The sequence below is a fragment of the Streptomyces sp. NBC_01445 genome, from assembly GCF_035918235.1.
Taxonomy (GTDB): domain Bacteria; phylum Actinomycetota; class Actinomycetes; order Streptomycetales; family Streptomycetaceae; genus Streptomyces.
The window spans coordinates 10,208,847-10,234,517 of sequence record NZ_CP109485.1 but is presented as its reverse complement, the minus strand read 5'-3'; the positions used below and the strand labels follow the sequence as shown (position 1 = coordinate 10,234,517).

General features: G+C 68.1%; 28 protein-coding genes. 19 read left to right on the top strand and 9 right to left on the bottom strand.

Going from position 1 to position 25,671, the window contains the following annotated elements; translation table 11 throughout:
* Positions 1-222 precede the first annotated feature (222 nt).
* Genes OG574_RS47010 through OG574_RS47000 form a run of 3 tightly spaced genes read left to right on the top strand, consistent with a single transcriptional unit; the run spans position 223 to position 1,424 of the window.
* Positions 223-834, top strand: coding sequence for a hypothetical protein (locus OG574_RS47010; protein ID WP_326778302.1), 612 nt, complete (start codon positions 223-225; stop codon positions 832-834).
* On the top strand, positions 831-1,253 hold the full coding sequence (locus OG574_RS47005) for a hypothetical protein (RefSeq protein ID WP_326778301.1): 423 nt from the start codon (positions 831-833) through the stop codon (positions 1,251-1,253). The genes OG574_RS47010 and OG574_RS47005 overlap by 4 nt, the downstream gene beginning before the upstream one ends.
* A gap of 48 nt (positions 1,254-1,301) precedes the next feature.
* On the top strand, positions 1,302-1,424 hold the full coding sequence (locus OG574_RS47000; RefSeq protein ID WP_326778300.1) for a hypothetical protein: 123 nt from the start codon (positions 1,302-1,304) through the stop codon (positions 1,422-1,424).
* A 122-nt stretch (positions 1,425-1,546) separates the two neighbouring features.
* On the opposite strand, the gene OG574_RS46995 is transcribed toward OG574_RS47000, so the two are convergent.
* The gene (locus OG574_RS46995; protein ID WP_326778299.1) at positions 1,547-2,155 is read right to left on the bottom strand and encodes a TetR/AcrR family transcriptional regulator; all 609 of its coding nucleotides are present in this window, start codon (positions 2,153-2,155) and stop codon (positions 1,547-1,549) included.
* A 107-nt stretch (positions 2,156-2,262) separates the two neighbouring features.
* Between OG574_RS46995 and OG574_RS46990 the strand changes: the two genes are divergently transcribed.
* The 4 genes from OG574_RS46990 (at position 2,263) to OG574_RS46975 (ending at position 5,542) form a co-directional block, all read left to right on the top strand.
* A complete protein-coding gene (locus OG574_RS46990) occupies positions 2,263-3,273 on the top strand; it encodes an alcohol dehydrogenase catalytic domain-containing protein (RefSeq protein ID WP_326778298.1) in 1,011 nt (336 codons plus the stop codon).
* A 20-nt stretch (positions 3,274-3,293) separates the two neighbouring features.
* Positions 3,294-3,896, top strand: coding sequence for an NADPH-dependent F420 reductase (locus tag OG574_RS46985; RefSeq protein WP_326778297.1), 603 nt, complete (start codon positions 3,294-3,296; stop codon positions 3,894-3,896).
* Positions 3,897-3,959: 63 nt separating this feature from the next.
* Entirely contained in the window at positions 3,960-5,048 is a 1,089-nt protein-coding gene (locus OG574_RS46980) for an alkene reductase (RefSeq protein WP_326778296.1), read from the top strand.
* Positions 5,049-5,275: 227 nt separating this feature from the next.
* The gene (locus OG574_RS46975; protein WP_326778295.1) at positions 5,276-5,542 is read left to right on the top strand and encodes a hypothetical protein; all 267 of its coding nucleotides are present in this window, start codon (positions 5,276-5,278) and stop codon (positions 5,540-5,542) included.
* Between the two features lie 248 nt (positions 5,543-5,790).
* On the opposite strand, the gene OG574_RS46970 is transcribed toward OG574_RS46975, so the two are convergent.
* Positions 5,791-7,287, bottom strand: coding sequence for a dihydrolipoyl dehydrogenase family protein (locus tag OG574_RS46970; protein WP_326778294.1), 1,497 nt, complete (start codon positions 7,285-7,287; stop codon positions 5,791-5,793).
* A 421-nt stretch (positions 7,288-7,708) separates the two neighbouring features.
* On the opposite strand from OG574_RS46970, the gene OG574_RS46965 reads away from it, so the two are divergent.
* A protein-coding gene (locus tag OG574_RS46965) for an IS5 family transposase (protein WP_326778842.1) occupies positions 7,709-8,568 on the top strand; the annotation gives its coding sequence in 2 pieces (ribosomal slippage) (positions 7,709-8,099 and positions 8,099-8,568; 861 coding nt in all).
* A gap of 51 nt (positions 8,569-8,619) precedes the next feature.
* A protein-coding gene (locus OG574_RS46960) for an IS5 family transposase (RefSeq protein WP_326778247.1) occupies positions 8,620-9,434 on the top strand; the annotation gives its coding sequence in 2 pieces (ribosomal slippage) (positions 8,620-8,962 and positions 8,962-9,434; 816 coding nt in all).
* Between the two features lie 31 nt (positions 9,435-9,465).
* Here the strand turns inward: OG574_RS46960 and OG574_RS46955 are convergent.
* The 4 genes from OG574_RS46955 to OG574_RS46940 all read right to left on the bottom strand — a co-directional run bounded on the left by OG574_RS46955 (position 9,466) and on the right by OG574_RS46940 (position 13,101).
* Positions 9,466-10,338 carry an aminoglycoside phosphotransferase family protein gene (locus OG574_RS46955; protein ID WP_326778293.1) on the bottom strand — a complete coding sequence of 291 codons (873 nt, stop codon included), beginning with the start codon at positions 10,336-10,338 and terminating at the stop codon, positions 9,466-9,468.
* 107 nt (positions 10,339-10,445) lie between these two features.
* Complete coding sequence (locus OG574_RS46950) at positions 10,446-10,892, bottom strand: NUDIX hydrolase (protein ID WP_326778292.1); 447 nt, start codon at positions 10,890-10,892, stop codon at positions 10,446-10,448.
* A gap of 386 nt (positions 10,893-11,278) precedes the next feature.
* Positions 11,279-11,833: an N-acetyltransferase gene (locus OG574_RS46945; RefSeq protein WP_326778291.1), complete on the bottom strand. Its 555-nt coding sequence runs from the start codon at positions 11,831-11,833 to the stop codon at positions 11,279-11,281.
* The gene (locus tag OG574_RS46940) at positions 11,830-13,101 is read right to left on the bottom strand and encodes a hypothetical protein (protein ID WP_326778290.1); all 1,272 of its coding nucleotides are present in this window, start codon (positions 13,099-13,101) and stop codon (positions 11,830-11,832) included. Before OG574_RS46940 ends, OG574_RS46945 begins: the two co-directional genes overlap by 4 nt.
* A gap of 193 nt (positions 13,102-13,294) precedes the next feature.
* On the opposite strand from OG574_RS46940, the gene OG574_RS46935 reads away from it, so the two are divergent.
* The 7 genes from OG574_RS46935 (at position 13,295) to OG574_RS46905 (ending at position 18,039) form a co-directional block, all read left to right on the top strand.
* Positions 13,295-13,843, top strand: coding sequence for an ATP-binding protein (locus OG574_RS46935; RefSeq protein WP_326778289.1), 549 nt, complete (start codon positions 13,295-13,297; stop codon positions 13,841-13,843).
* Positions 13,840-14,277: a hypothetical protein gene (locus OG574_RS46930; RefSeq protein WP_326778288.1), complete on the top strand. Its 438-nt coding sequence runs from the start codon at positions 13,840-13,842 to the stop codon at positions 14,275-14,277. The genes OG574_RS46935 and OG574_RS46930 overlap by 4 nt, the downstream gene beginning before the upstream one ends.
* 328 nt (positions 14,278-14,605) lie before the next feature.
* Complete coding sequence (locus OG574_RS46925; RefSeq protein ID WP_326778287.1) at positions 14,606-15,640, top strand: radical SAM protein; 1,035 nt, start codon at positions 14,606-14,608, stop codon at positions 15,638-15,640.
* A complete protein-coding gene (locus OG574_RS46920) occupies positions 15,637-16,272 on the top strand; it encodes a thymidylate kinase (protein ID WP_326778286.1) in 636 nt (211 codons plus the stop codon). The genes OG574_RS46925 and OG574_RS46920 overlap by 4 nt, the downstream gene beginning before the upstream one ends.
* Positions 16,265-16,747 carry a hypothetical protein gene (locus OG574_RS46915; protein ID WP_326778285.1) on the top strand — a complete coding sequence of 161 codons (483 nt, stop codon included), beginning with the start codon at positions 16,265-16,267 and terminating at the stop codon, positions 16,745-16,747. The genes OG574_RS46920 and OG574_RS46915 overlap by 8 nt, the downstream gene beginning before the upstream one ends.
* Positions 16,744-17,547 (top strand): STM4013/SEN3800 family hydrolase, encoded by an 804-nt coding sequence (locus tag OG574_RS46910; protein WP_326778284.1) that lies wholly within the window; start codon positions 16,744-16,746, stop codon positions 17,545-17,547. Before OG574_RS46915 ends, OG574_RS46910 begins: the two co-directional genes overlap by 4 nt.
* Before the next feature lie 18 nt (positions 17,548-17,565).
* The gene (locus OG574_RS46905) at positions 17,566-18,039 is read left to right on the top strand and encodes an NUDIX hydrolase (protein ID WP_326778283.1); all 474 of its coding nucleotides are present in this window, start codon (positions 17,566-17,568) and stop codon (positions 18,037-18,039) included.
* Between the two features lie 422 nt (positions 18,040-18,461).
* Here the strand turns inward: OG574_RS46905 and OG574_RS46900 are convergent, their stop codons facing one another.
* On the bottom strand, positions 18,462-18,671 hold the full coding sequence (locus OG574_RS46900) for a KTSC domain-containing protein (RefSeq protein ID WP_326778841.1): 210 nt from the start codon (positions 18,669-18,671) through the stop codon (positions 18,462-18,464).
* A 112-nt stretch (positions 18,672-18,783) separates the two neighbouring features.
* Between OG574_RS46900 and OG574_RS46895 the strand changes: the two genes are divergently transcribed.
* Positions 18,784-20,139: a type IV secretory system conjugative DNA transfer family protein gene (locus OG574_RS46895; RefSeq protein WP_326778282.1), complete on the top strand. Its 1,356-nt coding sequence runs from the start codon at positions 18,784-18,786 to the stop codon at positions 20,137-20,139.
* Positions 20,140-20,827: 688 nt separating this feature from the next.
* Here OG574_RS46895 and OG574_RS46890 read toward each other — a convergent pair.
* Complete coding sequence (locus OG574_RS46890) at positions 20,828-21,145, bottom strand: hypothetical protein (protein WP_326778281.1); 318 nt, start codon at positions 21,143-21,145, stop codon at positions 20,828-20,830.
* An 874-nt stretch (positions 21,146-22,019) separates the two neighbouring features.
* On the opposite strand from OG574_RS46890, the gene OG574_RS46885 reads away from it, so the two are divergent.
* A complete protein-coding gene (locus OG574_RS46885; RefSeq protein WP_326778280.1) occupies positions 22,020-22,823 on the top strand; it encodes a hypothetical protein in 804 nt (267 codons plus the stop codon).
* A 193-nt stretch (positions 22,824-23,016) separates the two neighbouring features.
* The gene (locus OG574_RS46880) at positions 23,017-23,529 is read left to right on the top strand and encodes an NUDIX hydrolase (protein ID WP_326778279.1); all 513 of its coding nucleotides are present in this window, start codon (positions 23,017-23,019) and stop codon (positions 23,527-23,529) included.
* A gap of 170 nt (positions 23,530-23,699) precedes the next feature.
* Here OG574_RS46880 and OG574_RS46875 read toward each other — a convergent pair whose 3' ends face one another.
* Entirely contained in the window at positions 23,700-23,840 is a 141-nt protein-coding gene (locus OG574_RS46875) for a hypothetical protein (RefSeq protein ID WP_326778278.1), read from the bottom strand.
* Positions 23,841-25,671 lie beyond the last annotated feature (1,831 nt).

Genomic DNA, 25,671 nt, shown 5'->3' with positions numbered 1-25,671 from the left:
GCCGCATCCCCGGCCGACCGCTTCCTGCTGTTCGACCACCACGCCCACGACCTGCGTGGCACCCGCGCCGGCACCGGCTCCCTCACCGTCCACACGCTGGGTATCCGGGTGGAGGACTTCGTCACCTGGGCCAACGACGAGGCCACTGCCCATGGGCTAGCCCATGAGGTCATCCCGTCTGATCCGCACGGGAAGATCGGTACTGAGCGGTTCCGCAGGAGCTTGGCGTGGCATATCGCCCGTCGGCCCGGTGGGCTGGTCGCTCTCGCAATTCAGTATGGCCATCTGCGGACTTCGGTATCCGCCGGCTACGCCGCGCGCAGCCGGGACGGCATCCACGACCTCCTCGACGTCGAGACGGCCCGCGCGACCATCGACACCGTCGCCGACCTGAACGCCGACCTCAAGGACGGCATCGGCATTTCCGGACCCGCTGCCCGCACAGCGATCAAGGCCGCCGCCACCGCTCCGCAGTACACCGGCAACATCGTCACCGCCCGGCAAGCCCGCCAGATCCGCGCCAACCCTCAACTGGCCGTCTACGACAATCCCAACACGCTGCTGATGTGTGTCTACAAGCGCGACAAGGCCCTGTGCCACCGCGGCACCAAGGACACCTCCAGTCTCGACCGGTGCGTTTCCACCTGCGCGAACATCGCCCGCACCGATCAGCACGCCGCCGGTGTCCGGCGCCGTGCCACCGTGCTCGATCAGCGGGCAGCCCAGGTCCCCGGCCCGCTGGGCGAGCGGCTGCGCAGCAACGCCGGGCGCCTACGCGACCTTGCCGACGCCCACTACCGAACCCGGACCACACTCCAGGACAGCACCGCATGAGCCCCGCACCCGACGAACGCGACCGTATCCGTGCGGCCATCGGCCGCATCCTGCAAGGGGCCCCACTGCGCTCCAACGGCGCATGGACGATCGTCGCCCTGGCCGAGGAAGCCGGCGTACCCCGCAACGCGCTGACCCAGCGGCACCCGGACCTCAAGAACGATTTCTATGCGCAGGTCAGGGCGCACGGTAAGACGCCAGACTCCGAGATCCGTCTACGCAAGCAGATCGTCACGCTGAAGGAACTCCGCGTCAAGGACGCCAAGGAGCTGTCGCAGTTGCAGACCGACATCGATCACCTCGTCCGCGCCGTCAACCAACTGACCGTGGAGAACCGGCAACTACGCGGTGCGCTGTCGCAGCCCAGCTCCCCGGTCAGAGCACTGCCGACGCAGCCGCGGCCCAATCGGATCCCGTGAACCGCGCTCAGGGGCCCAGCTCGGCCGTGAGGAACATCGTTACAGCCGTTGGCAAAAACCCTGTTTGTTCTGGGCCGCTACAGCTTCAACGCCTGTGTGCTGTGCGAGGGCCTACGTCCGCTGCGTGACCCGGACGCGATCGAGCTCGACGAAGACGGCGCGGAGGAGTAAAGCCCTCAACCAGGTCGGGCCGATCAGCCTTGTAGAGAGCGTGTCCATTCCTGCGCCTGTCGGGGCGGGGCCGTCTATCGCGAACGCCTCAGCTCCACGTCCCGCAGCGGCCCTGAGTCGCATCAGTCGAGGGCGTGGCTGCGGCCGGTCTGCAGGATCTCGTCGGAGAGCGCGGGCTCGACGTGGCATACGGCGCGGGCGAGCATCAGCGCGCCGACCATTTCGCTGAGCAGGCGGATGGCCCTGTGGCGGGCCTCGGCCGGGTCGAGCTCGTGGCCCTTCTCCTCGGCTTCGCGCAGGAACTCGGCGGCGAAGCCGGTGAGGTAACCCTCGACGCCTTCGGCGTACGCGCTCTGCACGGCTTCGCTGTGCCGTCCGGCGTCGGTGACCAGGGAGGCGGAGGGACAGCCGCCGTCCGGGGCGTCACGGTGCGCGGTGGACAGATACCCGGCCACGACCCGCTCCAGCGGAGAGCCGGCCTGGCCCGGACCGTCCTCGATCGTCCGGGCCAGGCCCCCGAGCGAGGCGGCGTAGGAGGCGCCGCACACCTCCACGACCAGGTCGTTCTTGGAGGCGAAGTGGTTGTAGAAGCCGCCGTGGGTGAGTCCGGCTTCCTTCATCAACTCGGCGATGCCGACCGCGTCGATGCCCTGCGAGCGAAACATGCGGCTCGCCGCTTCGAGAATGTTCCGCCGGTTGCGGGCCTTGTCCTCCTTGGTGATCCGCGGCATGGCCGTCCTCTCGCGTCGCTCTCGATTTGACATTTTTAATGATGCCTCTCATCATAGCAGAAGTTGCAATGATGCCCATCATCAATAGTTCGTGGAAGGGGAGAGTCATGCGTGCCATCGCCTACGACCAGCACGGAGAAGCCGGGCAGGTACTACGCCTGAGCGAGCGGCCGGCCCCTGCTGCGCCCGCGGCCGGGCAGGTGCAGGTGCGGGTGCTGTCCCGGCCGATCCACCCCGGCGACCTGGCGGGAGTGGTGGGCCTTCCGGGTGGGCCGCGGCAGCGGTTCGCCACGCCACGGATTCCCGGCGTGGAGGGAATGGGCGTCATCGAGACCGTCGGCGAGGGTGTGCAGGATCTGCGGCCCGGTCAGCGGGTGGCGTTCTTCCCGGTGCCGGGCGCGTGGAGCGAACTCGTCACGGCGCCGACCCATCTTGTGGTGCCGGTGCCCGAGGACCTCAGCGACGAGACCGCGGCTTTGATGTTGGTCAACCCGCTGACCCTGCTCTCCTTGCTGCGGGCGGTCGAGAACGCCCAGCACGGCCAGGCCGGTCCGGTGGTGCAGACGGCCGCCGGTTCGTCGGTGGGAAAGCTGGTCAGCGCCGCAGCACTCAAGCACGGCATCCCGCTGGTCAACCTGGTACGCAGCGCCACGGGGGCGCAGACCTTGCGGCAGCGCTTCCCCGGACTGCCGACCATCTCGACGGCCGACGCGCACTGGCGCACTCAGGTCCAGGACGCGACCGGCGGCCGGGGTGCCCAGGTCGTACTGGACGCGGTGGGCGGATCCCTGACCGGTGAGCTGGCCGGGCTGCTCGCCGACGGCGGCACGCTGATCACCTACGGACAGCTCGGTTCCGGCAGCACGCCGCTGGAGCTGCTCGCGCTGACCCCGCGGGCCCTGACCGTGCGCGGCACGTCCATCTTCCAGTGGATGGCCGCCCGCACGCCTGAGGAACGGGCCGAGGACGTCGCCTTCGCCGCCCGTCTGGCCGCGACCGCCCCGGAACTCTTCGAGGTCGCCGCCAGCTACGACCTCGCCGACTTCGCGAAGGCCATCGACCATGTCCGCCGCCCCGGCAAGAGCGGAACCGTCCTGCTCACCAGCCCCGCACCCTGAACCCCACGAAGGGCACTGCCATGAAGATCGGAACCCTCGGCGCCGGAACCGTCGCCCAGGCCATCGCGCGCCACGCCGTGGCCCACGGCCACCAGGTCGTATTGAGCAACAGCCGCGGCCCCGCCTCCCTGGCCGGCCTCGCCGACGAACTCGGACCGCTCGCCCACGCCTGCACCCCGGAGGAAGCCGCCGCGGCGGAACTCGTCGTGCTCGCAGTCGGCTGGCCCCAGATCCCGGACGCGGTGGCCAGCCTGCCACCCTTCGACGGGCGCATCGTCATCGACGCCACCAACCAGTTCGCCTCCCCGCCGCCGCCCATGAAGATCGCCGACCTGGGCGAGCTGACCGGCAGCGAACACGTCGCCTCACTGCTGCCCGGAGCCCGCGTCGTCAAGGCCTTCAACACCCTCTACGGCCAGTACATCGCCGCCGACCCGCGCCACCAGGCCGGACGCCAGGTGCTGTTCCTCGCCGGTGACGACGCCGACGCCAAGACCACTGTCAAGGACCTCACCGCCGCCTTCGGCTTCGCCCCCGTCGACCTCGGCTCCTTGCGCGAGGGCGGACGCCTCATGCAGCTCGGTGGCCCACTCTCCGGCCTCCACGCCCTCAAACAGGACTGAGCCGGGCCCTCGCCCATTCCTCACTCTCCTCCTCATCCACCCCTCAGCACAAGGAAGTTGCTCATGACCACCACCCAGCCCCTGCTGCAGCCCGTCCGCCTCGGCGCGCTGGAGCTCCCCAACAGCGTCGTCATGGCCCCCATGACCCGCGCCCGCGCTCAGAACGCCGAGCTGGCCCCCACCGACCTGCACGCGACCTACTACGCGCAGCGCGCCGGCGCCGGCCTGATCGTCACCGAGGGAACCTGGGTCAGCCCCGACGCGATCGGCTTCATCAACGCGCCCGGCATCTACACCGACACGCAGACCGCCGGCTGGGCGAAGGTCACCGAAGCCGTCCACGAGGCCGGCGGGCGGATCGTCTCCCAGTTCGGCCACCTCGGCACGGCCTCCCACCCCGACCACCTCGGCGGCCGCCTGCCCGCCGGACCCTCGGCCATCAACCCCGGCGAGAAGTCCTTCACCCCCTCCGGACCGAAGGACACCGTCACCCCGCGCGCCTACACCGCCGCCGAGATCGCCGCCACCATCGCCGACTACCGCCATGCGGCCGAGAACGCCCGCCGCGCCGGCTTCGACGGCGTGGAAATCCACGCCCAGCAATCCCACTTGATCCCGCAGTTCCTCAACCCCCGTCTCAACCAGCGCACCGACGCCTACGGAGGCAGCAGCGAGAAGCGGGCCCAGTTCCTCCTCGACATCCTCGACGCCGTCAGTGACGTGTGGGGCAGCGACCGCATCAGCGTCAAGATGTCCCCGGGCTGGAACAACGGAACCACGTTCACCGCGGACGAGGAGACACTCGCCGACTACGACCAGCTGCTCAAGAAGCTCAACGACAGCAACCTGGCCTACCTGCACCTCCTGGGCACCCCCGGCACCATCGAGGAGCGCATCGCCCTCTTCTCCCGCTACCGCGCCCACTACCAGGGCAACATCGTCGCCAACCTCGGCTTCACCCAGGCCCTCGGCAACGAGATCCTCGACCACAGGATCGTCAACGCGGTCTCCTTCGCCGAGCCTTTCATCGCCAACCCCGACCTGGTCGAGCGCTTCGCGCAGGGCCACCCGCTGGCCGACGGCGACCGGGACACCTACTACGCCGGTCACACCGAGGGCTACACCGACTACCCCACCTTCACCGCCAACTGAGCAACTACGTCTTCCTGCGCCTTTGACGGTTGATCGGAGGCCCGCCGCGCCCGCTCCTGGCCACAGCGAGGAAGCGGCGCGGCGGACCTCGGACGCGCCGACTGGAGGCACCCCTCCGGATGACCTTGCGGCAAGCCGACTGACCCGGGATTTCCGGATCTCGGTTCACATGGAAGCGGCGCCCGCCGGATCGGCGAAGCCGCGGCAGTTTTGTAAGGGAAATGACCATGAGCAGCATGACGAAGCGCGTCTCGATCGCACTCGCCTCCACGGCACTGGCCGGCGGAGTCCTTCTCGGAGCCGGCGGCTCGGCGTCGGCAGCCACGACTTCGGTGCCCGTGCAGCACACGCAGCACGTGTCCGCCATCTCCGTGACCGGCAGCGAACGAGTCGGCCGCTACGCGGACCACGAGGCCGAAGCTGCGTCGGGGCACGGTGTCAGTGCCGCTCGTTGGTACGAGGACCAGGTCGAGTGGTCCCTGAACCACAGCTGACGCGGCCCGGACCGCCCACTCCGGAACGGCGGCACCTGCCCGGACAGCAGCACGACCGCCCCCGGAAGACGGCTGTACTGGGTGCGAGGGCAGCCGCGGCGACGTTCCGCACGAACGGGAAGCGAGGAGCTGAAACTGCGGTGCACGCGACTGCACCCCGATGGCGACCCTGACAGGCACATGAGCAGCTCACATGTCTGCCGAAGCGACCAGCGCAACGAGTACGGTCCCGATCTACAACTGGAGCATCAGGCATAGCTCTGAGCCCGGTACGTCTCCAACAGGCGTAGCCAGACCTCGCTGGCGGTGGGGTAGCTGGGCACCACATGCCACAGCACGGAAAGCGGGATCCTCGCGACAATGGCCGTCGTGGCGGAGTGGACGAGATCCGCGACTCCCGAACCGACGAACGTCGCGCCCACAACCGTGTCGCTCATCCGATCGATGACGAGTTTGGCGCGCCCGAGGTAGTCATCTCGCATCACATACGTGCCGGCGAGGGCGGCCATGTCGTACTCGACCGTTGCCACGTCGATTCCCGCTTCGCGGGCCTGCCGCTCGGTCATACCGGCTGATCCGACCTCCGGGTCGGTGAACGTCACCTGCGGGTTGCCGCGATGCCCGTCGGCAGCGCCCCGCGCACCGCTCTGCGCGCCGGCCACGGAGTGCCCCGTGGCACGAGCAGCGATCACCTCGCCGGCGACCCGCGCCTGGTACTTGCCCATATGAGTCAGCAACGCGCGTCCGCAGACATCACCGACCGCATACAGCCAATGCCCGCTCACCGCCCGTACAGCTTGCTCGTCGTCCACCTCGAGGAAACCGCCGTCGGGGTATCCAACCGACTCCAGGCCGATGTCCTGAGTGTTGGGAGTGCGGCCGGTGGCAAGCACCAGTTCGTCGCCGACGAGCGTACTGCCGTCGTCCAGCCAGACGGTTACCTCTCCGCCATGAGGCAGCCCGACTCCCGTGTCCCGCGAGTCGTCGCGTCCCACCTTGGTGATCGACCTTCCGGGAAGAAGCCGCACCCCCGCATCCCTGAGCCGGTCGCCGACCATACGCCCGGCAAACGATTCCTCTCGCGGGAGCAGCTCGGTGCGCCGGTATACAACGCTCAATTCGGCCACGCCCAGCGCCCGCAGCCACGTCGCCGCCTCGCACGCGACCACTCCACCGCCCAGGACGACGACCCGGCGCGGCACCTCGTGCAGGTTGGTGACATCGCGGGAGGTCCACGGCCGGACCTGCGCCATGCCCTCGATCGGCGGCACCGTGGTGCAGGACCCTGTGTCGATCACCACCGCGTGCCTCGCGGTGAGCACACGGGTGCCGCCCGCTGCCATCTCCACCGCCACCGAGCGCTCTCCGTCGAGGCGCCCGTACCCGCGGACCACGTCGATGCCGGCACCGAGTGCCCACCCGATCTGCGAGGAGTCGTCGAGACCGTTCACGACGGTGTCCCGGCGGGCCAGTGTCGCCGGCACGTCCAACACGTGATCAGTCAACAGCGACGCGACACCGGGCACATGCTGCGCGTTTCCAAGGACGTCAGCGGGGCGCAGCAGGACCTTGCTGGGCATGCAGGCCCAGTACGAGCACTCGCCACCCAGCAGTTCAGCTTCCACGAGCACCGCGTCCAAACCCGAGAACTGTGTGGCGTATTGAGCCGCGTTCTCGCCTGCCGCGGCACCACCCAGCACGATGACATCCCACTCGGAGCGATCCGGATCCACACTTGCTGCCATAATCGCGCCTTCCTATTCGGATCGCGAAAAAATCGAGACGGATGAACTCCTGGAAATCCGACTTCACTGGGAATGCATTGGGTACGGCATGCGCAGGCGTTTCATACTGGGCGTATATGTTGGCCGACGCCGCCAACTCTCACAGGAGAAAGCCTACGCCTCCGGCTGTTTTCGAGTAACCGCAGCCTAACGAGACCACGGATTGGCGAGGTTGCACTCGAGTTGGACGTTGTCTCCGTGGGTCCGCCGCCACGGTCATCCTCCCCATCGAGGAAAACGCCAGTGGCCGACTGGCCGCGGAGAGGGCGATCACGAATGAACTCCTCCGGCAGTCGGCCACGGATTCCTGCAGCCTGGGCCACCTACGAGTCCTCCACTGGCAGTCTTTAATCCGCCCATCAAACGGGCCGACATGACCGTTATGGCCGAGGTCACGAACCGGCCAGGCATAGAAGGCCCACGACTACATCGGGGTACGTGGAGTTGGATTGTTCCGGACGGACTGTGGGAGATTGCGGAGCCGCTGATCCCGCCGTCGAGAGTGAGGCCGCAGGGCGGCGGTACACAGGACACGCCTGATGAGACGCTGTTCGCGGCGATCATCTACGTCCTGGTCAGCGGCTGCGCCTGGCGGGCTCTGCCGCCGTGCTTCGGCATATCGAAGTCGACCGCCCACCGCCGGTTCCTGATCTGGTCCCGGGCAGGTGTGTGGGGCCGGCTGCACGAGGAGATCCTGCACCGCCTCGACGACGCCGGCCTGCTCGACCTCTCCCGAGCGGTCCTCGATTCCGCCCATGTGAGGGCGAAAAAAGGGGCGAACTCACAGGTCCGAGTCCCGTGGACCGGGGCAAGCCGGGTTCCAAGATGCACGTCTTGTCGGACGCGAACGGACTGCCCCTCGTCGTCGCCGTCTCCGCGGCAAACACCCACGACAGCCTCGCGCTGAAGTCCATTGTCGCAGGTCACCAAACGAGACACGACCCCTATCGCGGCCGCCACTTCAAGCCCCAGCGTCTGCACGCAGACAAGGCCTACGACGTCCCTCACCTGCGAAAGTGGTTATGGGGCAAGCACATTGGAGTCCGTATCGCGCGGAAGGGAATCGAGTCCAGCGAACGACTCGGCCGCCGCCGATGGGTCATCGAACGCACCATGTCCTGGTTGACCGGCTACCGTCGCCTCAACCACCGCTACGAACGCCACCCCCGCAACTACCTGGCCTTCCTCGGCCTCGCCGCAGCCATCTGCTGCTACAAGCGGTACGTCCGCCTCACCACATAGGACACGGTCTTAGACCGTGTCCTACATGGCGAGTTGGGGTAGGCGCCCTCTATGGGTAGTGGGCAATGGGACTGGATTGTTCCGGATGGTTTGTGGGAGATCGCCGAGCCGTTACTGCCGGCGGCGCGGGTGCGGCCGCAGGGTGGTGGCGTAGCGAACATCGATGACGAGGCAGTCTTCGCCGCGATCATCTATGTCCTGGTCAGCGGCTGCGCCTGGCGGGCCTTGCCGCCGTGCTTCGGGGCGTCGAAGTCGACCGTGCACCGCCGGTTCGTCATCTGGTCCCGTGCCGGTGTCTGGGGCCGGCTGCACCAGAGAGTTCTTCAACGCCTGGACGAGCAGGGCCTGGTGGACCTCTCACGAGCAGTCCTTGACTCTGCCCACGTCCGGGCTAAAAAGGGGGCGAACTTGCAGGTCCGAGCCCCGTGGACCGGGGTAAGCCCGGTTCCAAGATGCACGTCTTGTCGGACGCGAACGGACTGCCCCTACGCGTGGGAATCTCCGCAGCGAACACCCACGACAGCCTCGCGCTGAAGCCGATGCTGTCCCATTTCCACATGGGACACGATTCCCACGCGACCGAATCCAAGCCCACGCGCCTGCACGCCGACAAGGCTTACGACATCCCCCACCTGCGGCGATGGTTATGGGGCAAACACATAGGCGTGCGTATCGCCCGCAAAGGAGTCGAGTCCAGCGAACGACTGGGCCGCCGCAGGTGGGTTATCGAGCGGACCATGTCCTGGCTGTCCGGCTACCGCCGACTCAACCACCGCTTTGAGCGCCAACCCGCCAACTACCTGGCCTTTCTCGGACTCGCCGCCGCCCTCTGCAGCTACAAACGACTCCTCACGCTCACCATGTAGGACACGGTCTTAGAACCCAGTCAGTTCGGATTCACCGGGCGTGGAGCAGTTCTCGGATGTCCTGCCAGTCACGATCGATCGCTTCCACTCGCTCGTCCCGCCAGGTGGAGGGGGGAACGGCTCGGTGGTTGCGGAGTTCCCGCACGAGCAGCACTGCCCGATTCAAGGTGAAGGCAGCACGAGCGGATGAGGATCCGGCTGCTACCAATTCCTCGATCTGTGTGCGGGCTTGAGCGGTGGCGGCCAGGACGGTCCAGAGCACTGCCAGGTCGTGTCCTGGCAGGTAGCGTCCCGCGTGCTCCCAGTCGATCACCGTGGTCCGTCCGTCGGGCCCGAACACGAAGTTGGTCGGCAGCGGGTCGCCGTGGCCCGGCACCAGGTCCGTGCCAACCTGGTGGAGCAGGTCAGTCAGGGCCTGGTGGTCCTGCCGGGTCGTCAAGCCCTGGCGGTGATCGCGGTCAAGGCGTCCGTGGTAGTCGGGGGTCCGGGCGAGGATGTCGGTGGGCGGCCGCCACTGGGCAAGGTCGGTCATCGCCTCGATCATCGCGGTGACGTGTGCCGGGTCCAGTGCCTGCGACGGAAACCGCTCCCGGCCTGGGACAGGGGGACGGCCCGGGACGTGCTCGATCAGCAGCACGTGGTGCTGCTCGTCTGCGGCGATGAGGGCGGGGACGCGCACCGGCGGCGGTGTGTCGGTGAAGCATCGGTAGGCCTCGATCTCCGCGCCGAACTTCTCCGCCCAGAGCGGTTCCCGGCTGGTCAGAAGCTTTGCAACGGCCGGTCCGTCCTCGCATTCTCCCGCGATGAGCAGGGACTTCTCGGTGCGGGAGAGGATGGTGGTGGGGCGGAAGTCCGGTCGCAGCCGGATGACCGCCGCGGCGCCGCTGGCGAGTTCGTCGGGCACGGAGCTCCTCGAGGTGTCGGAAGTGCGGGCGGCCGTCGGGGTGGGCGGTCCACCGCCGTCAAGCGCGCCGATCACAGCGAGGCACGACCAGCCCTCGGAAGACCTCGTCATGACGTAGTTGACCAGCCATGGACGGAGAAGGGTTCACCCTTTCGATAGTGCAAGATCCCATGGGCGTTGTACGGAACCGTGTTCTCCGGGAGTTGGTCGGCGCGGCACCACGAGATGCCCGCGCTTTTGTGGGGTTCCGCGTTGTACGGCTCTCCCTCCCAGTCAGCTGTGGCGAAGAACCAGCCCATGCGACTGTGTCCTTCGCGATTGCGGAAGTGCATCACGTGAACTGGGCGCAGGGAGGCGGGGGTGATGTGGACTCCGACCTCTTCGCGGGCTTCGCGGATGGCGGCGTCGAGGACGCTTTCGCCGGGGTCGACCTTGCCGGAGGGGAGGCACAGGAGGCCGTCGTCGTAGCCGGTGCCGGCGCGTTCGATGAGGAGGAGGTCGCCGTCGCGTTCGAGGATGACCATGACGTCGAGGGTGGTGTGCGGTTGTGCCACGGGGTCCCTCCCGGCGGGTATGGGGCGGAAGGGACCCTATGGTTCGCGTCAGGCGAGAACGGCAGCCACTCGAGGCCTGGACCCTGACCGGATCTCCTTCACCGAGACCCTGCGCTCTGCCCGGCGCAGCGTGACCGTCACGCCGGGCAGCTTTTCCCCCTGACCTCCTGGTCAGAGTGCTGGTGATGCTCGAACAGGACTCACGGAACGGCTCCTGCCCATCAGACGCCTCCGCAGCCAGCCCCGCGTAGTGAAACGCAAGATGTCCAACTACCACCTCAAGCGACCTGAATACCGTGCCTGGCCGCAGCCGTCCCGCACCGGACCTCAAGCCGTCCTCATCACAAGACCTCAACCCGCAAGCCCGTAACGCAACGGCATTGCGCCTAGTCCTGCTCCGTGGGCCGCAGCATGACGGAGAAGACGGGCGAGTCGGGGAAGGGCTGCTGATCGCCAACCTTCCGGTAGCCCCATGCCTCGTACACGGCCTGCACGGCTCCGTCGCCTGCGAGCGGATTCACGAGGAGGGTCACCCTCTCTTCGGCACGGTGGTCGAGCCACGCTTCGTGGAGCTGCCACGCAACGGACCGGCCACGCCACGGCTTGCGTACCACGATCTCGTTGAGGGAGACGGTCCGCTTGCCGTCCTCCTTTGTCACCGCTGGGTCGACAGCCGTCAGCATGTTGTTCCACCATTTGGTGTCCGGCGCGAGCGCGGTGCCGAAGCAGAAGCCGACGGGGTCGCCTTCGTCGAACCCGAGTACCGCTGTCCATCCGGGGCGGGAGGAGTAGGCGGTGAGCCGCGCGTCGAAGCGCTCGACATCGTAGAAGGGGCCGGTGAGTCCGAAGTCCCGCTGTCGCACCTCAACGTGGATGTCGAGTATGTGCTGGCGGATCTCGGGAAGATCTTCGGCAACGTAGTGCTTGACGTCGACCGTCACTGTTCCAGTTCTCCTTCTGCGTAGCGGTCGGCCCACTCGACCGCGCTTGGGTTTCCGGGGGCCAGTCGGTGGAGCCCGCGGTCGAACTTTCGCAGAAGTCCGCTGGTCCGACCCGACAGGGGTGGCTCTCCTCGGGTCGGGAGCAAAGGTTTGGCGGTGGCGACGGCTTGCTCGACTTCGCCCTGCGCGAGTTGAGCCAGGGCTAGGTGCACGCTGTAGTAAGTGCGGTTGCGGCGATACTCCGGTCTGAGCTGTGTGAGTGTCTGGTGGAGGTACGCCTCCGACTCGTCGTAACGTCCAAGGCGGGCCATCACCAAGGCGGACAGGCCGTTGAGTTCTGCCTTGTCGAAGAAGGACAGCCATGTGGGGCGTTCGTCACTCAAGTCGGCTTGCTGGTATGCCTTGTGGGCGTTGGCCAAGGCACGTTGCGCGTGAGAGTTGCAGCCGTCCAGGGCCGACAGGATGCCGGCTAGCCGGGCGCTGGCTAAGGAGCGGAAGAGGGCGTCCTGACGGCACACATGTGTGCGGCGGCCGGCCTCCGCTGCGGCCTGGGCTTTGGGCAGGTGCTGCTGCTGGAAGGAGAGCAGCGCGGCGTGCCCCCACAGGCGCATCTGCATCTCGCTGCTGCCGGCCATCCCGGCGAGGGTCATGGCTTCATTCAAGTGCAACTTGGCGCGCTCGGTCTCCTGAGCCTCGACAGCAGCCCACAGGGCTGTGCCGGTGAATGCGGCGGCGAGGTAGTACAGGCGCGCTCGTACGCGAGCGCTGGCGCGCCCGACGTCCTGTAGTTCGAGTGCGTGCCGGGCGTGTGCGAGGGCGCGGGTCTCCATCCTGAGCCCGGCGCCGTCTTGGTTGTCCTGTCGGACGAGATCACTGAAGTTGCGTTCGAGACGGTCGGCGTCGGCCATGCCGACGCGGTTGGTTCCCCTGGACGGGGCGGGGATCAAGGCGCCGGCGGTGAGGGAGGCTGCGCCGTTGGTAAAGGTGCGTCGCCGCACTGGGTCCTCCGATGGTGCTCGCTTGCGTGGTGCAGGAGGGATGAAGCCCAACTCCTGAGCCGTGGCGCTGAATTCTTCTTCGAGCGCGAGCCGTTGTCTCGCATGCGGCCACCGGGTTCTTCCGGTGAGCCAGTTACGGACATGACGGTCGGTGGTCGTCCCCAGCTTCCCGGTCCGCGCACCGATCCGACGGTTGACGCTGTCCGCTAACTCGGCCTGCTTGAGCCCGGCGCGTTCCATGCGAGCTGCCAGCAGTGGGTTCCCCGTCATGTACCCACGGTAGGCGCGGACGGCGCTCCGATCACCTCCGAAGGTAAAAATTTCCGGTTCCACGTCGGAAGGCCGTCGTCTGAATTGCCTGTCCATATGGCGTAGTTGCGCAGTTACCTGGGTGACGCATCACTGCTGCGGCGCCTCGTCGCCGCCACCACCGCAGGATCGCCGACGAGCAGGAGCACCCCACATGCACCCCTCCACTGGCAGAACTGGCGCCATAAGCGCGGTACGGCTGGCCGGCTCGGGGCAGGAGCGCGATCACGACGCGTTCCGCGTCCGACAGCCCGCCATGGAGTCGCCCCTCGCGCTGCCGTCCCCGATCGCGATGTCCGTCGAGCGCCACCCGGGGCAGGTCGCCACCGTGCGACGCATCGCCGCTGCATGGCTGCGCCACGACTGCCGGATGCCGGAGGAACGGGTTCACCAGACCTTGATCGTGATCTCCGAACTGGTCAGCAACGCGGTCCTCTACGGCACGGGACTCTCGGTCGATTATCGAAGCTGGGCCCCTGCACCCGGTCTCATCCGTATCGAGGTCAACGACCAGACCGAGGCGGAGACTCCGCAGCCGCGGCGGGCTGGTCTGCTTGACGAGTCCGGCCGCGGCCTGTTCCTCGTCGGCTTCGTGGTCTCGGAGCTGAACGGCGACTGGGGCTTCACGTCTGGCGGCACCACTGCTTGGTGCCGTCTCCCGGTCCACCCAACGGACCTTGGCTGCACGGACGTAGAACGGTGAGCGGCACCCTGATCGAGGCGCCTCCGGCCGATGCCCCTGCGGGCACCGAGGTAGTGGCCTACGCGTGCCTGGCCAGCCAGACGCTGTCGCAGTACGCGTCCCTGGCCGGGGTGCGTCGCTTCATCCAGCACAGCGGGTGGCGCTCCGTCGCCGAGCTGGTCGACTTCGGCACGGTGACGGACCCAGGCCCTGAGCGCCCCCGGCGGACCGAGGCACTGAAGCTGGTCGAGAGTGGTGTGGCCGCGGGGATCGTCGTTCCGTCGTACGCGATGTTGTTCTTCCACCACGACGAGCGCAGCGAGTTCTACGCGTGGCAGAGGCGCACGGGCGCGTGGGTCTCCAGCCCGTGGAACACGGCTGCGGTCGCAGAGCGGATCGGGCCCGGTGCGCTCGGCCCCAGCCGACTGAGCCCTCTATGGAGCCACCAGTCGTAACCCTTGAACTGGGGCTCCTCCTCGGGGAGTCGGCGCGTATGCGCCCCGGCCGCCACTCCGTGGGGAGATCGCGGCCGGCCTGCTGGATCGCCCACCCGTTGTCGGCGACGGACGGGTGCCCGACCCTGCGACCCGGCCCACTCCGGGGCCGGGGCCGGAAGAACAGCGCGGGAAGGAGCTTTCGAAGAAGGTGACTCCTCACGCCGCATGACCGCCGTGAACGACACCGTGACGAGCCCATGCCCGTCACCCAACGACCGGGACCGCACCACAGGTCCCCGTGCCGGACACCCACCGCACACACACTCCGTTCGCCGGGAGGTTCCCCGTGCCACAGCACGTCTCTTCTCACTCCGCCGCCTTCACCGACGGCACCGACTACACCGCGCTGCACAACTTCGCGGCGCTCCGCGGCCAGTTACGCGTCTCCTTCACCCCTCACTGCAACGCCGCCTGCTGGTTCTGCCACAACGAGGGCGACGTTCCGCCCCCGGAAACGCGCCGCGACCACACGCACAAGCCCCGGGAGCGGCAGTTCGACGCCGCGGCCTACGTGCAGACCATCACCAGCCTGATGGACGCTGGGCTGCGCCGCGTGTACTTCACCGGCGGAGAGCCCCTCATCTCGCGCTGGGCGCGCCCCGTGCTGGAACAGCTGCCACAGTCGGCACCGGACAGCTCCTACACGCTCATCACCAACGGGCTGCTGGTGCGGCGCAACCAGGAGTGGCTCGCCCACACCCCCCTCGACAAGGTGAAGGTGTCACTGCACTACTTCTCCGACGAGTCGCTGCTGGAGATCGCGCAGGTACGCCAGGGCATCGGCGTCATCCTCGACGGAATCGAGGCGGCCCGCGAGATCCTGCCCCGCGTCGAGCTGAACTGCCTGCTCCAACGCCAGAACGCACACGAGATCCGCGCCATCCTCGACTATGCGCTGGAACGGCGCCTGCCGCTCCAGTTCATCGAGCTGGTGGACACCAGCTTCAACCAGTCCGGCGCCTCCGCCGCAGTGTCCGCCGACGGGATCACCCGCCACCTTCGCACCCTCACCAGCGACGAACACACCGAGATCGCCGGCGTCGGCCAGGGACGCCGCGTCTTTCGCATCGACGGCATCGAAGTCGACGTCATCCACAGCGACCTGGGCCGTCACCACGTCGGCCAGTGCGGCACCTGCCCCCTACGCCCCCAGTGCATCGAGGGGCTGTGGGCGCTGCGCGTCGACCACGCCGGCGGCCTCCAACCCTGCCTCCTACGCGAGGACCTGCGCCTGGACCTGCTCCCGCACCTCGACGACCCACAGGCCCTGACCTCGGCCGTCGCCCGCCACGTCACCGCCTTCACCCAGGGGACCCTGTGAACCTGCCCCCCGCATACCGGCCGAACGAGCTGAAGGGCACACCGCTGCCGTTCATCGCCCTGGAGAGCGTCTCCGCAGTGGGCAAGTCCACCCTCACTCGCATCCTGACGCGCGACCTGAACGCATCGAGCCTGCACACCCTGCCGACGCCGCACAACGCCTGGTCCACGCCCATCAACGACCGCCTCCGGCCGCTGCCCCAGCTCTCCTTCTACCTGTCAGGCCTCCTGCACGCCTCCGACGAGGTGCGCACCGCGCGGCAACTCAAGACGGTCATCGCCGACCGCTACCAGTCCTCCGTCATCGCCTGCCACGCCGCCGTGCACGAGATACCGATCGAGCACGTCCTGAAGCTCGCCGAGCCCTTCCTGCCCTACGTCGTGCAGCCCACCTTCACCTTCTACCTGCGCTGCTCGCTGGAAACGCTCAAGGCCCGGCTGCGCAGCAAGGGCGACATCAAGCGCGACGACACGGACCTGCTCACGGTCCCCGGCCGTCTCAAGCAGCTCCTGTTCAACTTCGAGACCGTCGCCGCAAGCGACCCGAGCGCCGTCTGGGTCGACACCGACGGCAAGACCCCTAACCAACTCGCCCACGAGATCAAGCACACCCTGGAGCGCGTCCGTGCTTAACCCGATCGATACCGCCGCCGTCATCCGCGACGGTGGCGCCACCGGCACCCACCCCGGCCAGATCCACACCGGGGTGGCCTGGTGGCTCGGCTCCTGCCTGGTCACCACCCGCGGCTCCAACCGGGCCGTGGTGGGACACGACGGCCACCCCGTCAGCATCGAGTACGCGGACCGTTTCGCGCGCGGCACCATCAACTCCCACCATTACCGATGCCGCACCACCCTCCTCACGAGCGCAGTCGACGAACGGTCCCTGCTGGCCTTCCGTGCGGACGTGAGCGCCGTCGGCGCCTACATCACGACCAGCGCCGACAACCTCGTCACCATCGCCTTGTACAACGTCCTCGGCGAGCGGCTGACGGACCGATCCGGGCTCGACCGCATCCGAGCCCTGATCGACGCGGACCGGGTGCCGATCCCCGTCAACGACGCGGCCCGCGGCACCATCGATCGGTACGAAGGGGCCCCGCGATGACCACAACCATCGACGCCTCCCGCGTCATCCGTTCCGGCACTCCGATCCTGTTCGTGACCCTCGACTCCCTGCGCTACGACGTCGCCGCGACGGCCCTGGCAGATGGAGCGACCCCCCGCCTTGCCCAGCTGCTGCCCGGCGGGAGCTGGGAACGGCGCTGGACACCGGGCACGTTCACCCTCCCCGCCCACATGGCGTTCTTCTCCGGCTTCCTACCCAAGCAGCCCACTCCGCAGCAGCCGCCCCGCCTGTGGGAGTGCCGGCCCCCCGCGTTCAAGGAGGTCGACCCGGGCACCTTCGTATTCGACGCCCCCAACCTCCTGCAAGGGCTCAAGGCCCACGGCTACCGCACGGTGTGCGTGGGAGGCGTCACCTACTTCTCCCGCGAAACCCCTCTGGGCAGCGTCCTGCCCGACCTGTTCGACGAGGATCACTGGCGTCCCGAGTTCTGCTCCCCGGAGCAGGACTCCACCCGCCACCAGGTCGACCAGGCCCTCGCCGTCGCCGACCGCTACGCCGGCCAGCCGCTGTACCTGTTCGTCAACGTGAGTGCCACCCACGTCCCCCACGGCCACTACCTCGGCCAGAGCACGGACACGGTCGCCTCCCAGCGAGCGGCCCTGGTCTATGCCGACGCTCATCTCGGCCGCCTGATCGACCAGCTCACCGCGAGAGGGCCGTGGCTGGTCATCATGTGCGCCGACCACGGGGACGCCTACGGGGACGACGGCTTCCACGGACGCGGCATCGTCCACCCCAGCGTGACGACCGTGCCGTATGCCGCCTGGTGGCATTCGTGACGGGTACGCTCACCGCCCATGAGCGATGCACCCACCCGCGACGCCTCCGTGGTCGTCGCGCTCGACGCAGCACACAATGTCGCGATCCTCAGCGCCGACTTCCCCGCGCACGGCGGCGAGTACGTCTTTCTTCCCGGCGGACGGCGCGAGGCCGATGAGGACGCGGCCAATTGCGCCAAGCGGGAACTGAAGGAGGAGGCCGGAGTCACGGCCTCCTCCTTCACGCATCTGGGCAGCTATGCCATGACACTCAACTCAACGGCCCGTATCGACCTGTTCCTGGCCCGCGGGCTGACGCTCGGGCCCCAGGAACTGACCGACGGCGAACAGGACTTCAAGCTGGAATGGTGGCCCCTCGACGCCGCGCTCGCCAGCGCAGAGCGGGGCCGCTTTCTTCTGCCCGCGGGCCCACTTGCGCTCCTGCTCGCCGCCCGCCTGGTATCCGAAACCCGGGCGCCTGCCGTGGACAGCACGACGTCCGCCAACCGCTGAGGGCATCGGGTCGCACCGCGACGGGCACGCGTCAATCGGCGCGCCGGGCCAGGTGTTCGCGCACGGCCGTCAGGGGGCCAGGGCCATGCCCCACTCCCCAGGTCGTCGTCCAGGTGCTCGGCGGTGCGCATCCCGTACGCCCACACGCTGATCGCGTACTCGCGGGCCGCGTGGGGGCTCATCGCGCCGATGCGCCAGCGGGCGTCGTCTAGTTGGCGGGGTCTCGTCGGCTGAACGCGCGCTCGCCTCCGAGGTCGTGCGGCGATAGGTGGGCATGAGCCTGGCCGTCGGATCCGAGGTCGGCCGCGAGGCGGGCGCTGAGGGCGTCGGTGAGGGCCTGGTGCTCGCTGGCGGCATTAGATTCGTGTAGCGGCGCGGCCAGGAGCGCTCGCAGCGCGTGGTGGTATTCATGGGCATGAGTTTCACCAGGTGGCGGGGGTGTACGGCTTGCCGTTCAGGATGTGGTTGATGTAGCGGCCCGGCGACCAGTGGTCGCGGAACCGCTGCCATTCCTGCGGGCTGCCGTCGTAGTACTCGTAGCCCACGCCGTCGTCGTACTGCTCGGGCCCGGTGCGCCGGCCACGGAAGCGTACGAACAGCGTCTGGGATTGGTCGTCATAGCCGGCCGTCAGGGTGCGCAGCAGCAGCTTTCATCTGGTCCCGCGTGAGAGCTCGTCGAGGCGGGGCGGCCGATGCCACTACGCCCGATTCACGCCGAAGCCGGCGCCGAAGCCTCGGCCACAGTTGTCGGATTCAGTGCCGTGGAAGTCGACGGGGAACCCGTTCAAGGTCTTTGTCGGCCAGGCGATCGAGGGTGACCAGGTAGTCGACGTGGTGGTGTCCACCGAATCTGACACTCCTCACTGGGGCGTTGCCGGGGACACCGGCGCCGGTAAGAGCACGGTCCTGTACATCCCGGTGGTGCATGGGCGCCTGAACGGCTGGGTCGTGGGCATCCTCGACAACAAGGAAAACTCGATGATCGAGGCGGAGGGACACAGTGGCGTGCGGGTCCACAAGACGACCCGTGCCTGTATGGGCGCTATCGCCGAGTTCATGACGTCGATGATCGCGGCGGAGAAGGCCAACGGCCTTGACGGCGACCCGCGGCTGAGGCAGATGCTGGTGCCCCGGCTCCTCGTCATCGACGAACTGCCGACCCTCATCCGGTTCGCCTACACCTGGTGGAAGTTCGGGATCCGGCAGAGGGGCACGCCGCCGTTCATCGACTGGTTCACGATCATCTTGATGATGGGGCGCTCTTCGGGGCACCGTGTCGTGGTCGGTGCCCAGCAGTTCGACAACGCGCTGTTCGGCGGCACGATCGGCCGCAAGCAGATCGGCACGAAGATCACCATTGGTAAGCAGGACATGGTGAGTTGGGGCGTTGCCTTCGGGCAGAACGCGCCGCGCTTCGGATACGACACGGACGTCAAGGGCCGCGGGGCGTACGCCGACAAGAAGACGGACCCGGACGGCGGCGACTTCGCCTGGGTGCGCGAGTTCCAAGCCGCCTACATCACTCCGCACGTCAAGGAGCTGCTCGCCGAGGCCCCCGAGGCGCCGGAGTGGTTCGACCGTGGAGAGATGGCTCCATGGATCACGGCGGAAGCACTTATGCAGGCTCAGGAAGAGGCGGCTGCCGACGACTTCCTGCCGGGCGGTGCATTCGCTCCACTGTCCCGGCCTGTTGTCCCGGTGCGTCGAAGCAGGGGGCAGCAGGGGGGTCTTCCCTGGTCAGGGGCCGGGACGGCCCTTCTCGGGACGGCGAGCGGGACAGCGACCGGGACAGGCGTGCAAGCTCGGCATCCTGCCGTGGCACTACGACACGGCACGCAAGTACCTGCTGCAGCGGTCCAAGACCAAGGGTGTTCCCGTCCCGGACGGCGTCACGGACGGCAAGGTCACCTACTACACCGAGCCGGAACTCATGTCCTGGCTCAAGGCCTGGAACGCTGCCGGGTCTGCTGCCTGGCAACTCGAGGCGGCTCAGCCGGTCACGGCCTGGGCCGTCGGGACGAAACGGCACGTGCGGTGCGACTCGGACGCTGTCCTGACAACCGGTCAGGCAACGAACGACTGTACGACGTGCGTGCATGACAGGGTGAAGATTGCTCACTGTTGATGATGGCGGGGCGGCAGTACGTGACTGCGGCGAAGGAACCGAGGGAGCGGTACGCGGTGGCCGGGATGATGACTTCCAGGCGGCCGCCGTGCTTGAGGACGGCTTCCGCGAACCAGGCGTGGGGGCCGTCGGCTATCGCGCTCAACGGCGCGGCCGCCTGGCCGGACCCCCTCGGCGTCGGCATGCACGCGGTCGGGCGGATCGCCGACATCACGGCCGACAAGCACATGGAGGGCTCGCTGACGAGCTCCTCGCGGTCTGGGACGGGAAGCCCGCGCACGGGTTCGGCGGCACCGCGGACGTGGTGGCGTACGCGAAGCGAACCGGCGTGCCGTTCCGGGTTCTGTGGCCTGAGGGCGCCAGCCGCTGACCGACGGGACATGACAGCCTGACCCCGTTCAGGGTCCGGGGCCGACAGCCGTTCCCCGACTCCCCGAACTTCGCCGTCGTACTCAGCGAGCTGCACGACCCGGCTCAGGGGTGACGGCTTGGCCGACGGCTCCGGGGTCCTTCAGGAACACGATGGGCTTGAAGCGATCCGCGTTCGAGCGGCGCCACGAGGAAGAAGGAGAAGGCTCCTCTTCTTGGTGGACAAGAGAGGTGTCGGCATCGGCGCGCAGTACCCCGTGCCGCCCCGACCTGCGAAAACGCCCGCACGGTGCATCAGAGGTGGGCTGCCATTGGGCAACCTGGAAAGCAACTTGGAAGGCAACCTGGAAAGCAAGCTGAAAGGCAATCTGTAGGGCAACCCGCCACCGAGAACCGCCGCCGCAGTGGTGACGCCGATTGACGCAGACAAGACTGCGCCGTGAGGGCGTGGATGGCGATGTGGACCGGCATCGGAACGGGCAGCTCGTCGCCGGCCACCTCGTACACCACCGTCTTGAGCGCCATCTCCTTCAGCGCGGTCTCCAGCAGTAGCCGGGCGTCGCGGGTGACGTCGAACTCGACGATCAGCGGCCCGCCGCTGTAGGCGGACAACTGTGCCCCTTCACACCGCTACGCGGTGCGTGGGGCCCAACTGCCCGGTGCGCTGCGCCCGGCCAGTACCCAGCGCCATGGCGTTCGCCCATCGCATCGGAGCCCTCTGAACTGCCGCCCCGTTACGGGCGCCCCGCTTCGGCGAGAGCCGTGCCGCTCAGCGCGTCCTGGGGAGAGCTCGGAGTTCGGCTGTAGGTGCGCAGCAGCGCGCCCGCACAAGCCCGTGCAGCGGGGACGTGCGCTCGTACGCACCGAGTGGAACCGGATCGGCAATGTATTCCACGCCCGGCACCGTTCCACAGGGGTGGAACGCTGTGAGCTGCGATTTTCCAGCGTGGGTCACTGTTTGGGGCATAACCGACTGTGCTGCGCAACGCGCGTGACCGCGTCCGTTGCACGGGGTGGAACGGCTCAGGCTGCATCGGCAAAACGCACTCCGTTCCACCCTCAGCACGGCTCCAGACAGTGCCCCGTGCGGCGCCCGTTCCACCTGTTCGAGTGGAGGTGGAACACGCCGTCGACCGGCCGCGCTTCGCTGCGGGATCGCGAACTCGGGCCATAGGACGCGGACGGAGGCCTGCTGCGCCTCTGAGACTGAAGCGCACCGACGGCGTGACCGGCCCTTCCCCGCCCTGTCCGTCTCGCGCTCCCTGACGGCGCATCGCCTGGAACGTGGCACGTGCCCCGCACTCGACCGGGTCGGGCGGCTGCGCGAAGGGAGCGTCGGGTGCCTTGCGGGGCGCGGGTCACTGCGTTTCGGGGTGGGTCACTCTTTGGGCAAGCGCCTGACCTGCGCATTCGGGTAGTTGGGGTATTCGGCGGGGCATTGGGGCTGAGGAGAGTCCACGACACGCACTTGAAAAGGGGTCGTGTCGTGGGAGCTACACAGCGGGTTTTCGTGGGACTGGACGTGGAGTGGGCGCTGGTGTGCGCCACCCCGGCGAACGGCGCCCTCGTGCGCGTCTGGATCGAGGAGGCCGGCATCGCTGCGGCCTGCGACCTGTCGCAGGAGCTGCGCGAGCTCGTCGCCTACCTCGCCGCTCGGCGCGACGCCGCGTTCAGCGACCGGTGGCTCATCACTCTGCTCGACCGCGCCGCAGGCGAGGGACAACAAGCGCAGCTGGCCGCGCGCGTCATCGTGCAGGCGATGGTGCCTGGCATGGTGCGCCTGACGCAGTCGCTGCTCACCCCGCGGCGCGACTTCGACGACGTGGCGCAGCTGGTGGTCGGCTGCCTCTACGTCGTCGCGCGGACCTTCCCGCTGCACCGTCGGGCGAAGGTCGCCGCGAACGTGATGCTGGAGACGCTGCACCACGCGACCCGGGAGCTCGGCGCGGACGAGGCGCGCGAGGTTCGTCTCGATGTTCTGTGGGACGCTGCGGCCTCCGACGACGATGTCGCCGACCGGGTCGCGCAGGACCTGCTGATCGAGCGGGGCCAGGCCCAACAGGTCGCCGACACGGCGGAATTGGATGGCACCGAGGGCGAACTGGTGGCGCTGCTGGCGTGGGGCGTCGACCACGGATCTCTGCCACTGCAGCAGGCCCGCTCGGTCGTGAGCGTGATCCGCGAAGAAGCCGAGCGCACCGGGGCTGCGACGCCGGCCGCGCGCAAGCGCCGCTCGCGGGCGCTCAGGTGGCTTCGGCCGGTGGCGGCCGAGTGCGTGCGCGCCGCGTGATGCGAAGCGTGGAAATTGGTGCGCCCCTGGCGGTCACGTTTTGCGGGGTGCGGCTCCTTGGGGGCGTGTGCGCGCCGACCACGGGGACACCTACGGGGACGACGGCTTCCACGGACGCGGCATAGTTCACCCCAGCGTGACGAGCGTGCCGTATGCCGCCTGGTGGCATTCGTGACGGGTGCGCTCACCGCCCATGAGTGATGCACCCACCCGCGACGCCTCCGTGGTCGTCGCGCTCGACGAGGCGCACAATGTCGCGATCCTCAGCGCCGACTTCCCCGCGCACGGCGGCGAGTACGTCTTTCTGCCCGGCGGACGGCGCGAGGACGATGAGGACGCGGCCAATTGCGCCAAGCGGGAACTGAAGGAGGAGGCCGGAGTCACGGCCTCCTCCTTCACGCATCTGGGCAGCTATGCCATGACACTCAACTCAACGGCCCGTATCGACCTGTTCCTGGCCCGCGGGCTCACGCTCGGGCCCCAGGAACTGACCGACGGCGAACAGGACTTCAAGCTGGAATGGTGGCCCCTCGACGCCGCGCTCGCCAGCGCAGAGCAGGGCCGCTTTCTTCTGCCCGCGGGCCCACTCGCGCTCCTGCTCGCCGCCCGCCTGGTATCCGAAACCCGGGAGCTGGCCGTGGACAACACGACGTCCGATGGGAGGCGAGACGCTCTACGCCGCTGCCTCTCCTCCGCGAGCAGATGATGGGCAGGGGGATGGATCGCCTCCTGGGTGATCTCGCTGCTGCCCATTCGTACTTGCGGGGCATCAGGTCCTCCTCGGCCGGCTCCCAGTTGGTGACGAGGGTGACTTTGTCGCCGCTGGCGGAGTAGGGGTCGTTGATGCTGTTGTTGATGTCCTGACGGAAAAGTTGATCAGTCCCACGCGAGGAAGTGGTGGTCCGGGACCGCCAGTTGCGGCGCCGTCCCGGGGCCGCCGCCCTCGCGGGCGGCGACGTCCTGGCCCAGTGGAACGTCGACCCGGCTGCGTCGGCGTTGGGAAGGAACACGAGTCAACTGCCCGCCCGGCTCCCGAGGAACGGCGGGGTCCGCCGACTTCATAGTCCCTCAACGGGGCATCAGCAGCCCAGCATGCCGCGCCGTCCCGATCCTGGCCTACCGCTCGGCTCCCCGAACTCTGGCATGCCGACGTCGACCACATCGGTATCACCGCTGGTGCGCGCAACGCGACCAGGAGCATGAGGAGGTGCGTCAGCCGGAGGCAGTGTGAACCCGCATCCGTCCCTCTTCCCACCGCGGCCCGTCTCATCGGGCCGCGAGCGCGGAGGCCCCCGGCCGACGCGCAACAAGACACAACGCGGATCCGACCCCGAGCACGCACGCGCCGGCCTAGTCCTGCCGTCTGCTCTTTCTCTCCTCCTTCTTCCTTCCCCACCTGCTGCCAGGCCGGAGTGTGCGTGAGAGGGGTTGTCGGCAAGACCGGTACGCCCGCACCGGCGGGTCTGACCTGCCGTTTTCCTCTCTCCAGCGGTGGAGTGTGCACTAGGGAGTTTGAGGCCCCCTTTGGGGGTGACTTTGCTGGGGGTTTTGAGGGGTAGTTTGTCGGCGATGCTGATAGCGGCCGCGGTGCTCGGGCGGGTCGTCCCAGGCACTGGGCCTCCCCTGCCCGGGCACTACGGCTCCGTGATGATCGGCTCGATCCTGACCATCACCGGTTCCTGGCCACCTGGCCGCCTGATCGCCGTCGACTTCCGTCCAACTGCCCTGCCAATGACGGGCAGTGGGGTTGTTCATCTGGTTCGCAGGCCGTCACACGGCCAGCGGTGAAGGTCAGCCTAGTGCCTGGTCCAGAGGCTGGGAACTGCCACCACGGGCTGTGTTCCGCCACGTCCGGTTGCACGGTCCGGGCTCGTACAGGCGGGCTCAAGGCGGAGCCGATGACCGGGAACGGCAAAGAGCAACGGTGAGGCAGCCGGCAAAGACCGAGGAGCAGCACACTCCATCCCCACCAGCCGGGCGTCGCGCCGGCACTGAGGGCGAGCTTCACATCGCCGAAGCCGATCAGGCGGGGGTGAAGGGGATCACCAGCCAGAACACGACGCCCAGCACGCCGGCACCCAACAGGGGCGGCCGTGAACAATCTGCGGCCCGGGCACCCTGCTGGCGATGGCCGGCACGGCGAGTGCGGCAAGGGCGAACGGCGCCACATCACCGTCCACTACCACCGGTCGGTACGCATACCGGTACGCCTCTCGCTGCACCACGCCGCCGGGCGGCTGCAGCGCACCGGTTGCGCAGTGGCCTGTCGCCGCCTACGCGAGGGCTCGCGGATGGTTGCGCAGCACGATCCGATCGTCCACTGCGCAGCGGTGGGCGGGGACGCTGCACAGCGGGGATCCCAGAGTGCGCAGTCAGAGTGCACTACGACTGCGCAGCGAAGGTGCGCAGCATCGTGGGTGCGCTTTCGCGGTCACTGCGCACTCCCCCGCACCGGTACGCGTTGGGTTTCCCAACGTGCACCGGCCGCCTCGGCCCATTCCGCGTCATCCGGACTGTCGAAGGACAGGCCTTGCGTTCTCGAATCCGGCTCGTCTTGGCACCGTTCCCCGAAGCAGCCGTCGCGGCCCGGCTGCACGCGACGGTCGTACCACCGTTGTCACCAGTACCTCACCGCTCCTGCTGGACGAGGCGGATATCGCGTGAACGGAACAGGGCCCGGATCCATTTGGATCCGGGCCCTGTTCCGCAACAGCGGCAAGGGCACGCCTGTCAGCCTCCGCTGCCGAGCATGTCGAGGATGGGTGACCACGCGGCAGCTCCCAGGAGTGCGTCAGCTGCGCTTGTGCCTCCGTACTGGAAGCACGCGGAGGCCGATGCGGGGCCCTCA